Here is a 12,315-nt window from a genome sequence, read left to right as displayed (position 1 = left end):
ACGTAAGACTGTGGGGCCGCGCCCCTCCGGCGCCGCCCATGGCGTAGCCGCTTCATCTCTATGATAATCGCGCCTCACGCGCGCGTCCAGCAGGATTTTGCAGATTTTTTACCAGGTGAAGACCGCCCCGCCGTAGGTGAGCCCCGCGCCGAAGCCCGCGATGCCGACCTTGTCGCCGCGGCGGAGCCTGCCGCTCCGATTCAGCTCGTCGAGCGCGATGGCCGCAGAGGCGGACGAGGTGTTGCCCGTGTGGTCGATCGTCATGAACGCCTTTTCCATCGGCAGGCCGAGGTTTTTCATCGCCGTCTGGACGATGCGCACGTTGGCCTGGTGCGGCACGATCCAGTCGAGCTCTCCGGAGGTGATCCCCGCCCGCGCGCAGGCGGTGTTGATCGCCTGCGGCATCATTTTGGTCGCGAACTTGTAGATCTCGCGCCCGCCCATGACCATCTGCCCGGGCAGCTCGGGACGGGTGTAGACCTCATCCGGCTCGGGCGGGTTGGTGGTCCAGGGGGAGGCGGGCGGCGGGTTCTTGCAGAACATCAGCCCGTAGCCGGAGCCGTCCGCGCCGACCATCGCGCCGTACAGGGCGTTTTCCTCCGCCCTGATCACGCAGGCGCCCGCGCCGTCGCCGAAGAGCACGCAGGTGCTGCGGTCGGCGTAGTTGGTGAGGCGGGAGAGCATCTCCGTGCTCACGACGAGCACCGTGTCGACGCCGTCGCCGGTGGCGAGATAGCGCCGCGCCATGTCCACCGCGTAGACGAACGCCGCGCAGGCGCAGTTGACGTCGATGCACATCGCGTTTTTCGCGCCGATCTCCTGCTGGATGCAGCAGCTCATCGAGGGGGTCGCGAAATCGGCGGTGACCGTCGTGACCAGCACCAGCCCGATCTCCGCGGGGTCGATGCCCGCGTCGTCGATCGCGGCCCTGGCCGCCCGCGCGCCCATCCGCCAGGTGGTCTCGCCGTTGGCGATGTGGCGGGTGACGATGCCCGTGCGCGGACGGATCCATTCGTCCGAGGTGTCCACGATCTTGGCATACTCGCCGTTGTCGACCGTCAGGGGCGGCAGATAGCTGCCCGTACCGCAAAATCTGATTCCTGTCATGGCGTCTCCTCATTATCGTTTTTACATTTTGCCTATTGCATCATGAATTTCTTTGTGCTATAATGGGCAAAAATGTAACAGTTGTTATATTTCGATTGTTATCATACCGTCAACCGGGCCAATTTGTCAACTATTAATTTGTGAATATTTTCTTTTTTTGCCCGGACACGGTCAACTTTTATAGGAATGAGGGGTTATTGATGTCGAAGTTAGCTTTTGTATTCAGCGGCCAGGGCTCCCAGTACCCGGGCATGGGCAAGGAGCTGTACGACAGCTTTGAGTCGGTCCGCAACGTCTATGAGTGCGGCAGCGACGTGCTCGGGTTCGACCTGGCGAAGGTCACCTTCGAAGGCGACGCCGAAACCCTCGCGCAGACGAAGATTTCCCAACCCGCTATTTTTGCCGTTTCGATGGCCGCCTATTCGGTCGTCTCCCAGATGTGCGAGCCCTCCGCCGTGGCGGGCCACTCGCTGGGCGAATACGCCGCGCTGACCGCGGCGGGCGCCTTCTCGCTCGAGGACGGCTTCCGGATGATCGCCGCGCGCGGAATCGCGATGCAGCGCGCCGCCGACAAGAACCCCGGCAGCATGTACGCGATCCTCGGCAGCGACGAGCGGACGATCGCCCGCGTCTGCAAGGAGACCCCCGGCTACGTCCTGCCCGTCAACTACAACAACGCCACCCAGACGGTCATCGCGGGTGAAAACGCCGCCGCCGAGGCCGCCGCCAACGCGCTTGCCGAGATGGGCTACAAGGCCAAGAAGCTGGCGGTGTCCAGCGCCTTCCACTCCAAGCTGATGGCCTCCGCCGCGCAAGAGTTCTCCGAGGCGATCGCGGACGTCGCCTTCCACCCGCTGGCGATCCCCTTCTATTCCAACATCACCGGCCGGCAGATCCATCCGGACGCCGACCTGCGCCAGTACCTCATCCAGCACCTCGTCTCCCCCGTGCACTTCCACGAGGAGGTCTCCGACATGGTGGCCGACGGCGTCGACATGTTCATCGAGCTCGGCCCCAACAAGGTGCTCACCTCCCTCATCAAGCGCGGCTTCAAGCAGGTCAGCGCCTGCAACATCGAGAAGCCCAGCGCGGTCGAAAAGCTGCGCGAAACCCTGTAATTCCCGACAATTGATATAAGGAGCCCGGGCCCTATGAAACGGTATGCTTTGATCGGACACCCGCTCGGACATTCGCTCTCCCCCGAGATCCACCGGCGCCTCTTCGCGCTGGAGGGCCTCGACGCGGACTACGCGCTTCTCGATATTCCTCCCGAGGAGCTCGCGTCCCGGGCGGATACCCTGCGGGAGCTCGCCGCCTTCAACGTGACGATCCCCCACAAGCGCGCCGTCATCCCCCTGCTCGACTCCCTCGGCGATGCCGCGCGCCTCTTCGGCGCGGTCAACGCCGTGCATAACGCGGACGGCCGCCTGGTCGGTGACAACACCGACTGTGGCGGCTTTCTGCGCGCCCTGGGCGCGCACGGCGTCGCCATCGCGGGCGACATCTGCGTGCTCGGCGCGGGCGGGGTGGGGCGGATGTTCGCCCTCGAGTGCGCGCGGCAGGGCGCGCGGGTGACGGTCGCCGTGCGGGAGAGCGGGCGCGAAAGGGCGTCCGAGCTTGCGCGCGAGGCGCAGGAAAAGCTTGGGGCGGAGCTTTCGGTGCGCGGCATCGACGCCCTCGACGGCCGCTTTTCGCTGCTCATCAACGGCACCCCCGTGGGCATGTACCCGAACACGGACGCCTGCCCGGTGCCGCCCGCCCTCCTCGACGGGGTGGACACCGTCTTCGACTGTGTCTACAACCCCTCCGAGACGCTGCTCCTGCGCCATGCGCGCGAACGCGGCGTCAAGGCGGTCGGCGGCATGGAGATGCTTGTCTGGCAGGCGGCGATCGCCCACGAGATCTGGCACGGCACCCGGTTTTCCGACCGCGCCGTGGGAAGGATCGTCGAGGAGATGGCCGCGTACCTGCTGCTGAAGGAGCAAACGCCATGAACAACATCATCCTCTGCGGCTTCATGGGCTGCGGCAAGACGACCGTGGGCACCCTGCTCGCCCGGCGGCTCGGGATGGAGTATGCCGACCTCGACGCCGAAATCGAGGCGGAGGCGGGCATGGCGATCCCCGCCATCTTCGCCGAATACGGCGAGGCGCGTTTCCGCGACCTCGAGCACGAGGCGGTCAGGGCCCTCGCGGGCCGCGCGGACTGCGTCGTCTCGACGGGAGGCGGCGCGCTGACCTACCCGCGCAACCGGGAGGTCCTCTCCCCGCGCGACCTCGTCGTCTTTCTCGACGCGCCGTTCGACGCCTGCCTGGAGCGCATCCGCGGCAGCGACCGGCCGATCGTGCGGCGCAGCTCCCCGGAGGAGCTTCGGGCCCTCTTCGACGCCCGCCGCCCCGCCTATCTCGCCGCCGCGAACGCCGTCGCGGACGCGTCCGCCGGGCCTGAAGCGGTCGCGGAGGCGGTCGCGCGCATCCGCGCGGAGCGGGGGCCGGCCCTCTGATTCTACAAAAAAGAAGCGCCCGGCGCATACGCGCCGGGCGCTTCTTTCGTTGAGGATCGGTTCGCCGGTTCAGGCTTCCATGAGGTCGGCGATGAACTGCTCGAACTCGGAAAGGATTTTTTCAAAGGGCTTCGCGGGTTCGTCGAGGTTGAGGCCGTAGAAGGGCGGCATCAGGATGCCCCGCTCCATGATCTCCTTCTGTAATTCCTCGATGAAGACGCCGGTACCCTCGACGAGCGCGTCGCCGTAGTCGAGGTCCTTGGGCGGGCCGCCCCAGTCGTCATTGTGGCTGGTCAGCGTGACGCCGCAGGTCGGGGAGCCGTTGCAGGAGAGCACCGCCACCGTCTGGTAGCCCATCTGCACGTAGCTCTCCATGTAGTCGACGTTGCGCACCGCGATCTGGCGGCAGAAGCGGCGGAAGCCGACGTTGTCGTAGAGGTTCTTGGTGTGCTGCCAGCGCTGGATGCCGAGGTAGAGCGTCTCGGGGCAGTCCATCTGCTGCATGCCGAGGTCGTATTTGTGCAGGATCTTGACCACGTCGAGGCTGAACCCGCCGTACCGCGCGAGGTCGCGCACCTTGTTGTTGGTGTTGAGCAGGCAGCTCGATACGAAGATGATCTTTTTACTCCGGGAATCCTCCCTTTGCAGTGACATACGGACCCTTCTTTCCAGATGTTATGGTTCTCCGCCGTATCCGGCGGTCAGAGCTTGAAATCGATGGTTTCGGTCCGCCCGCCGAACCGGAGCTCGCGGCGCGCGGGCTCCGTCTCGCAGACGATCTTTCCGCGGCGGACCACATAGAGGCATTCGCAGGTGAGGCGGACCGCGTCGAAGGGGGTGTCCGCGTCGAGCACCACGAAATCGGCGGAGTTGCCCTCCTCAATGCCGTAATCCTCCAGGCACATCGTGCGGGCGGAATTGACGGTGATCATATCCAGCAGCTGGCCGATCTGGTCGTAGCCGCTGAGCTGCGCGGTGTGCATCAGCAGGTTGGCCGCGCCGAGCATCGAGCCCTTGCCCATCGGGTACCAGGGGTCCATCAGGTCGTCGTGCCCGATGCAGACGTTGACCCCCGCCGCGAGCAGCTCGTCCACCCGCGTGCAGCCCCTCCTGCGGGGATAGCCGTCGGTCCGGTTCTGGAGCACCGAGTTGGGATAGGGGTTGGTGATGATGTTGAGGCTCGCCCGCTGCAAAACCCCCATCAGCTTGAAGGCGTAATCGTTGTTGTAGTTGTGCATGGCGGTCGTGTGGCTGGCGGTCGCGCGGCCTTCCATGCCGCGCACGATCGCCTCGCGCGCCACCACCTCGACGAACCGCGACTGGTCGTCGGTGTTCTCGTCGCAGTGGATGTCCACGAGCGCCCCGTACTTCTCCGCGAGGTCGAAGGCGAACTTGACGTCCGCGACCCCGTCCTCCCGCGAGAACTCGATGTAGGGCAGGCCGCCGACCACGTCGCAGCCCATCCGCATCGCGCTTTCCATCAGGTCGGTCCCGCCCTCGAAGGTGAAGACGCAGTCCTGTGGGAAGGCGACGATCTGCAGGTCCACGAGGTCCTTCATCTCCTCGCGCACCTCGGCGAGCGCCTCCACGGTGAGCAGGCTGCGGTCGGTCGCGTCGGCGTGGGTGCGCATGCGCAGCACGCCGTTGGCAACCTCCCATTTGATCGCCTTGACCGCGTTTTCCTTGATGATCTCCTTGGTGAGCGTCTGCTTGCGCTCCCCCCAGATCTGAATGCCCTCCAGCAGGGTGCCGCTCATGTTGTAGCGGGGATTTCCCACGCTCAGCGTGGCGTCGAGATGCTGGTGGGGGTCGCAGAGGGGCGGAATCACGAGCCTTCCGCCCGCATCGATCACCCGCGCGTCCTCGGGCGCGGCCAGCACGCCGGCGGGCGCGACGCGGTAAAATTTCCCCTCGCGGATGTGGATGTCATGCAGCGCGTCCCTGCCGCGCAGACGGGCGTTTTTGACGAACAGTTCTTCCCGCATCTTCTCTCCTCCTTACGCCTTGCGCGGCGAAAGCTTTTCGACCGCAAAGTAGACGACGGCGATCAGCAGGAAGGTCGGGACCGTGGCGCCGATGGTCGGGGCGACGTGGGGCAGGATGTTGAAGATCGCCACGCCGACAAGCCAGATCACGATCGCGCGGACGTTGAAGCCGTTTTTATACCAGTAGCTGGAGGAGGCGTTGTCCACCAGCAGCTGTTCCGCGTCGACCTGCTGCTTTTTGAGCAGGAAGTAGTCGACGAGCAGGATGGCGATCAGCGGCACGAAGATCGAGCCGACGATCGTGAGGAACTGGATGAAGTGGCCGATCAGGTTGGGGATGACCGCCACGCCGGTGATCGCGACGCCGCCGCCCACGATGATCTTCCACGGCTCGATCTTGGGGAAGACATTGACGAAGGAGATCGCGGAGGAATAGAGGTTCATGACGTTGGTGGTGACGCTCGAAAGGATGATGATGAGCAGGGCGGGGACGCCCAGGCCGAGCGACACGAGCATCGAGGAGGGGTTGGGGTCGCCGGTCACGATCGAGGAGATCATGCCGACGAACATGAAGCCCGCCGCGCCCGCGAGGGACCCGATCAGCGTGCCCACGCTGGAGGAGGACTTGTTTTTCGCGTAGCGGGTGTAGTCGCACACCATCGGCCCCCATGCGAACGCGTTGGCCGCGAGCACGTCGATGCCGAGCATGATGGGCATCGGGCTCTCGGGGCGGAAGGCGGTGAGGTTGCTCCAACCGTAGTTTTTGATCATGAGGTAGGCCGCGTAGATCGACAGCAGCGCCAGCAGCGGCACCGACACCCGCTGAAGCCAGGTGATCGAACGGAAGCCGTAGGCGGTGATGAGCAGCTGCACGATGCCGGTCAGGATGATCCAGAGCGTGATGTTGCTGTAGCCGGTCATGGCGGAGACCACCGCGTCGATCGAGCTGCCACAGACGACGGTGACAGACGCGCCCCAGCCGATCAGCTGAACCGCGTTGGCGATGGCGGGGACGTAGGAGCCCTTGATGCCGAAGGTCATGCGGGCGGCCGCCATGGTCGGGATGCGCACCTTGTAGCCGATGACGCCGAGCGCGAGCAGCGGAAGGATGACGAGCACGTTGCCCCACAGCAGCATGGCGGCCGCGCGCGCGAAGCCGAGCCCGGCCATTGAGCCGCCCATCAGCAGGCGCGGAACCGCCACGTTGGCGCAGAACCAGACGAACGCCATGTCCCAAAGTCCGGTTTTCTGTTCCGATTCGGGGATGATTTGGATGCCTTCCCGTTCCAGTTTCATAGGAACCCTCCTTATTCGTTCTGTGGTGAATCGCCAAATCTGTCTCTTTTTTTGCCGATCCCCCGCATTTGAACCCATCGTATCAGCAGGAATTTTGCCTGTCAAATCACGCTTGTATAATACTCCCAATATATTCCATGATTTTTATGGGTTTTTCGTTCAAATCCCCATTTTATTTGCGCATTTAATTTTCCATACCCCCAATCTGGCCCTGACGGATATGAAAAAACCACAATTCGGAATCGGAAATTGCACTTTTTATTCGGCCGCTTTCCCGCCCGGCGGCCGAAATCCGGCGTTTTAGACCGGAGACCGGTTCGTAGAATCACAACGAAACATCTTTATTTGCGCATTTAACTTCATTTGTTCCATTTCTTACCCGCCGGATGGTCATTGTGAACAAAGCGCCCCCCTGCCCTTTACTGGAAAGCTCCGATTTTTCACCGCGGCTCCCTTTCAAATTGACGGGGCCCCGCCGCCGGTTTATCATGGAAAGGGGGGATGCAGATGATAACGATCCAGGACGTGGCGCGGCGGAGCGGCGTGTCCGCCACCACCGTTTCCCACGTGATCAACAAGACCCGCTATGTGCGCCCCGAGCTTGCCGACCGGGTGATGCACGCCGTCGGGGAGCTCGGCTACACCCCGCTGCGGGTCTCCCACCGGCAGAAGCTCTGCGGGATGCGCGTGGCCGGCATCTTTTTAAGCAGCATCCGGGGCAGCTACGCCTCCGATCTCGCCGACTGCCTGGCCGCCGAGCTGCTCGACAAGCGGGTGCGGATCGTCGCGATCGTCACCGAGCAGCGCCTGGCGTGGAAGGATTTCCTCGAGTATGTCCGCCTCTACCACCTCGACACCGCCATCGTGCACTACTCGGTCGAGATCCGGGACGACGGCGGCGCCCCGCCGCCGGTGCAGACGATCTTCATCAACCACATCCCCACCGAGCGGGAAAACTGCTACTACATCAACTTCGACTATCCCCACGCCGTGGGGCTCGCCCTCCGCCACCTGCTCAACCGGGGGCACGCCGACATCGCCTTCCTCGCCTGCCAGAGCAGCTCCTTCATCAACCAGTCGGTCCTCTCCGCCGCGCATGAGACCTGCCGCCAGTACGGGCTCGCCTTCGACGACGGCCACTTCTGGACGATCGACGACACCTACAGCCGGGACGAGCTCGTCCGCCAGCTGGGCGCCTGCTTCCAGGCGCATCCGGGAATCACCGCGGTCATCACCGCCGAGACGGGCGCCACCATGCACATCATGGACTACATCCGCCTCAACGACCTGCAGTTCCCGCAGGACCTCTCCCTCATCACGATCGGCGACATGTACATCGCAAAGGTCTTTTTCCCCAACATCACGCGGGTGGATATGAAGGTGCGCGAGCTGGTGGCCGGCATCCGCGAGCTCATCCTCGGCGGGAACGAGCGGCGGCACCGGCTGATCTCCGCCGACTTCATCCTCGGGGAATCGACCCGCACGCTGGCGCGCGGCCCGTCGGGCGCGCAGGCCGGGCGGGCCGAGCTGCTGGAGCTCACCGACGCGGAGATCGAGGAGGTGCAGCACCGCGGCTATTCGGTCTGCATCTCGATTAACGACGAGCGCTCCCTCTCCTCCCGCCTGCTCGCGCAGGGGATGCGGGACGGCTTCGCCGCGCTCGGCATCGGGGTGCTCGGCACCGTCAACGCCCAGCAGGACGCGCAGCTCCAGAAGATCCAGCTGGACAGCCTCGCCGCCATGCACCCCGACGCGATCGTCTGCCTGCCCGTGCTGGAGGGGCGGGAGCTCGACCGCTACCGCAAGCTCTGCCGGAGCGGCATCCGGCTGGTCTTCGCGGGGGACGTGCCCGCCTCGATGCCGCCCTTCTCCTACGACACCTGCGTCGCGGCCAACGAGTCGGAAAACGGCCGCGCCGCGGGCAAGCTCCTCGCCGCCGAGGTGCTCCGCCGGGGCGGGAGCTGCATCGGCTTCCTCTACGGCAGCGCGCAGTCCTTCTGTACCCGGCAGCGCGACCTCTCCGCCACCGGCATCATCGCCGAGGAGTTCCCCCAGCTCGAGACGGTGGCGCGGCGGGACTTCTACAGCCCCTGCGGGAACGCCCCCCTCATCCGCGGCCTGCTGGAGGCCCACCCCGAAATCGACGGCCTCTACGCGAGCGACGAACGGCTCGCCGCCGACGCGGCCGCCGCGCTGCGCGAGCTTTCGCGCCCGGATATCGCGGTCGTCGCCGCGGGGCTCGACTACGGCGTGGCCAAGCTGCTCGCGGCCGAAAAAAACATCACCGCGGTCAGCTGCCCCCGCTCCTATGAGACCGGGCGCGCCGCCGCGCTGGCCTGCGCGTGCAGCCTGCTCGGCAAGCAGCCCCTGCCCCACATCGTCACCGTGCCGGCGGTCGTCACCGCCAAAAACCTCGAGAAATCCTGGCTGGAGCTGGTCAAGCGCCGTCTCCCCCGCGAAATCTCCGAGCTGCTCGCCCGCTGAGCGGTCTTCAAATTTCCGCCGGTTCCCTATAAATTTCTTCACAGTTCATTGACATTCTGGTCACAAATGGTACAATAAGTGTGGAAAATTGTGACAAAAGGAGTGCTGACTGTGAAAAAATGGATTAGCGCGGTAATCGCGTTTGCAATGCTGCTTTCCCTCTCCTGCCCGGTCTTCGCCGAGCGCCTGCTCAAGCCCATCGAGGAGGCGGCGCCCGCCGCCGCGGAAGTGGAGGACGAGACCCCGGTCATCCCTGAGGAGCAGGTCCCGACCGCCGCGGCGCCTACCGTCGCGCTGACCGCCGCAGAATACGAGCTCGGCTATGTGAACATGGCCACCGAGCTGAGCGCCGCCCTCGGCGGCGCGCTCAAGGGCTACGACTACCGCGACAAGCGCACCTTCGGCAAAATCGGCGACGAGATCGCCGCGAGCCGGGACCTGCTCTCCGAGCTGGCTTCGGCCGCCGCCCCCGCCGAGTACCAGGAGGCCCACAAGCTCTTCGCCGCGGCCGCGGAAAAGACCGCCGCCTACTACGACAGCTTCACCGCGATGACCCGCTCCCCCTCCAAGGCCAGCTACGATAAGTCGGTCAAGGCGAGCCAGGAGGCCCAGAAGGCCATCCTCGCGGCGGTCAACCAGTTCGTGGAGACCTATACCTCCCTGCATCCGGGCTCCCAGTTCACCCGCATCCCCGTGGGCGCCTGACTTCCACAAGCATCTGAAGAGCGCCGGGCGCGAATGCGCCCGGCGCTCTTTGCGTCATCCCCCGCGGAGGGACGCAAAAAGGCCCCGGACGCTTTGCGTCCGGGGCCTTTTGACATCGTTGAAAGAGCTATCTTTTGTCGCGGAGGATGAGCGCCGCCATGACGCCGAACGTCACGGCGATCGCCGCGGCCGCGCCCACGAGGGCCGTGGCCGCGATCCCGCGCCAGGGGTTGAAGAGCCGCAGTTCTTTCATCATAACGGCACCTTACTTGTCGAGGTTGGCTTCGAGGGTCGAGAGCTGGCTTTCGAGTTCCTTCGGCAGCTTGTCGCCAAACTTCGCATAGAACTCCTTGATGCCCTTGACCTCCTCTTTCCAGAGGGCCTTGTCGACGGTCAGCAGGTCCTTGACGGTGTCGGTGGTGACGTCGCCGAGACCCTCCACGTCGATATCCTCCGGCTTCGGCTCGTAGCCGATCGGGGTCTCCACCGCCTCGGCCCTGCCCTCGCAGCGGTCGATGATCCAGTTCAGCACGCGCATGTTGTCGCCGAAGCCCGGCCAGATGAAGTGGCCTTCGTCGTCGGTGCGGAACCAGTTGACGTTGAAGATCTTGGGGGCCTTGTCGCCGAGCTTCTCGCCCATTTCGAGCCAGTGCGCCCAGTAGTCGCCCATGTTGTAGCCGCAGAAGGGCAGCATCGCCATCGGGTCGCGGCGGACGACGCCCACGGCGCCGGCGGCGGCGGCAGTCGTCTCGGAGGCCATGGTGGAGCCGACGAAGACGCCGTGCTTCCAATCCCTCGCCTGGTAGACCAGCGGAGCGGTCTTGGCGCGGCGGCCGCCGAAGATGATCGCGGAGATGGGCACGCCGTTGGGGTTATTGAACTCGGAGGAGATGCAGGGGCAGTTGACCGCCGGAGCGGTGAACCGGGAGTTGGGATGCGCGCCCTTGGAGCCGTCGGTGCAGTCCCACTTTTCGCCCTTCCAGTTGAGCGCGTTCTTGGGCGGGTTCTTGTCGAGGCCCTCCCACCAGACGGTGTTGTCGTCGAGGTTGTGGACCACGTTGGTGAAGATCGTGTTCTTCTGGGTGGAGATCAGCGCGTTGGGGTTGGACTTCATGTTGGTGCCGGGGGCGACGCCGAAGAAGCCGTTCTCCGGGTTGATCGCCCAGAGGCGCCCGTCCGGGCCGACGCGCAGCCAGGCGATGTCGTCGCCGACCGTCCAGACCTTGTAGCCGGCATCCTGGAATTTCTTCGGCGGGATGAGCATGGCCAGGTTGGTCTTGCCGCACGCGGAGGGGAACGCCGCGCAGACGTATTTGATCTCGCCCTTGGGGTTCTCCAGGCCGAGGATGAGCATGTGCTCGGCCATCCAGCCCTCGTTCTTCGCCTGGTAGGAGGCGATGCGCAGGGCGAAGCACTTCTTGCCGAGCAGGACGTTGCCGCCGTAGCCCGAGTTGACCGACCAGATGGTGTTGTCCTCGGGGAACTGGACGATGTAGCGGTTCTCCTCCTCCATCTTGGCCTTGGAGTGCAGGCCGCGGACAAAGTCGTTGGAGGTGTCGCCGAGCTGGTCGAACGCCTGCTGGCCCATGCGGGTCATGATGTCCATGTTGAGCACGACGTAGATCGAGTCGGTCAGCTCAACGCCCACCTTGGAGAAGGGGGAGCCGATCGGGCCCATGCAGTAGGGGAGGATATACATGGTGCGGCCCTGCATCGCACCGTCGAAGAGGGTGCGCAGCTTGGCGTACATGACCTGCGGGTCCTCCCAGTTGTTGGTCGGGCCGGCGTCCTCCTTCCTGCGGGAGCAGATAAAGGTCCTGCCCTCGACGCGCGCGACGTCGTTGATGGCGGTGCGATGGAGCAGGCAGCCCGGGAGCTTCTCGGGGTTGAGAGCTTCCATCTCGCCGGTCGCGAGAGCCTGGTCGCGCAGCTCTTTGAGCTGGGCCTCGCTGCCGTCGATCCAAACAACCTTGTCGGGTTTTACAAGCGCCTTCATCTCCTCAATCCAGTTGAGGACATTCTTGTTGTTTGTCATGATTGTTCTCCTCTCGGTGTATTTGGAATAATTTATAAAAACCATGCCGGAATGCGGGGGAATTTGGTCGGTTTTCTGTGGAGTTTCCCTAGAAAATCGAAATCTCCCACGTTTATCATTATAGACCGAACCTTTTGAAATTGCAATGGGTTTTCTGGAATTTGTGTTAATTTTTCGTCAAAGTTTTGCAGGAGGGCAAA

The 12,315-nt window shown here is 64.2% G+C and carries 11 protein-coding genes; 5 read left to right on the top strand and 6 right to left on the bottom strand.

The window, feature by feature from the left end; all coding sequences use genetic code 11:
* Positions 1–108: 108 nt before the first annotated feature.
* Positions 109–1,107: a 3-oxoacyl-ACP synthase III family protein gene (locus ACZO3G_RS04200; protein WP_276871509.1), complete on the bottom strand. Its 999-nt coding sequence runs from the start codon at positions 1,105–1,107 to the stop codon at positions 109–111.
* 200 nt (positions 1,108–1,307) lie between these two features.
* Here ACZO3G_RS04200 and fabD point away from each other — a divergent pair, with 200 nt between their 5' ends.
* Genes fabD through ACZO3G_RS04185 form a run of 3 tightly spaced genes read left to right on the top strand, consistent with a single transcriptional unit; the run spans position 1,308 to position 3,610 of the window.
* Positions 1,308–2,225 carry an ACP S-malonyltransferase gene (gene fabD / locus ACZO3G_RS04195; protein WP_101548252.1) on the top strand — a complete coding sequence of 306 codons (918 nt, stop codon included), beginning with the start codon at positions 1,308–1,310 and terminating at the stop codon, positions 2,223–2,225.
* 33 nt (positions 2,226–2,258) lie between these two features.
* Positions 2,259–3,101, top strand: a complete 843-nt coding sequence (gene aroE / locus ACZO3G_RS04190; protein WP_276871510.1) for a shikimate dehydrogenase — start codon at positions 2,259–2,261, stop codon at positions 3,099–3,101.
* Positions 3,098–3,610 (top strand): shikimate kinase, encoded by a 513-nt coding sequence (locus ACZO3G_RS04185; RefSeq protein WP_276871511.1) that lies wholly within the window; start codon positions 3,098–3,100, stop codon positions 3,608–3,610. The genes aroE and ACZO3G_RS04185 overlap by 4 nt, the downstream gene beginning before the upstream one ends.
* 69 nt (positions 3,611–3,679) lie before the next feature.
* Here ACZO3G_RS04185 and ACZO3G_RS04180 read toward each other — a convergent pair whose 3' ends face one another.
* From ACZO3G_RS04180 to ACZO3G_RS04170, 3 genes are read right to left on the bottom strand one after another with little or no spacing between them, the layout of a single operon-like run.
* Positions 3,680–4,264 (bottom strand): CD3072 family TudS-related putative desulfidase, encoded by a 585-nt coding sequence (locus ACZO3G_RS04180; protein WP_101548246.1) that lies wholly within the window; start codon positions 4,262–4,264, stop codon positions 3,680–3,682.
* A gap of 47 nt (positions 4,265–4,311) precedes the next feature.
* Complete coding sequence (gene codA, locus ACZO3G_RS04175) at positions 4,312–5,595, bottom strand: cytosine deaminase (RefSeq protein WP_276872814.1); 1,284 nt, start codon at positions 5,593–5,595, stop codon at positions 4,312–4,314.
* 12 nt (positions 5,596–5,607) lie between these two features.
* On the bottom strand, positions 5,608–6,891 hold the full coding sequence (locus ACZO3G_RS04170) for a purine-cytosine permease family protein (RefSeq protein ID WP_172439112.1): 1,284 nt from the start codon (positions 6,889–6,891) through the stop codon (positions 5,608–5,610).
* A gap of 507 nt (positions 6,892–7,398) precedes the next feature.
* On the opposite strand from ACZO3G_RS04170, the gene ACZO3G_RS04165 reads away from it, so the two are divergent.
* Together ACZO3G_RS04165 and ACZO3G_RS04160 are read left to right on the top strand one after the other, a co-directional pair.
* Entirely contained in the window at positions 7,399–9,375 is a 1,977-nt protein-coding gene (locus tag ACZO3G_RS04165) for a LacI family DNA-binding transcriptional regulator (RefSeq protein ID WP_276872811.1), read from the top strand.
* Positions 9,376–9,486: 111 nt separating this feature from the next.
* Entirely contained in the window at positions 9,487–10,080 is a 594-nt protein-coding gene (locus ACZO3G_RS04160; RefSeq protein ID WP_276872809.1) for a hypothetical protein, read from the top strand.
* A gap of 127 nt (positions 10,081–10,207) precedes the next feature.
* Here ACZO3G_RS04160 and ACZO3G_RS04155 read toward each other — a convergent pair whose 3' ends face one another.
* Positions 10,208–10,333: a hypothetical protein gene (locus tag ACZO3G_RS04155; RefSeq protein WP_256152454.1), complete on the bottom strand. Its 126-nt coding sequence runs from the start codon at positions 10,331–10,333 to the stop codon at positions 10,208–10,210.
* A 12-nt stretch (positions 10,334–10,345) separates the two neighbouring features.
* Positions 10,346–12,115 (bottom strand): phosphoenolpyruvate carboxykinase (GTP), encoded by a 1,770-nt coding sequence (locus ACZO3G_RS04150; protein WP_121587223.1) that lies wholly within the window; start codon positions 12,113–12,115, stop codon positions 10,346–10,348.
* Between the last annotated feature and the right edge of the window lie 200 nt (positions 12,116–12,315).

It is taken from the genome of Anaerotruncus sp., from assembly GCF_057433415.1.
The sequence above is the reverse complement of the archived record's forward strand: the minus strand, read 5'-3'. Positions and strand labels throughout refer to the sequence as shown.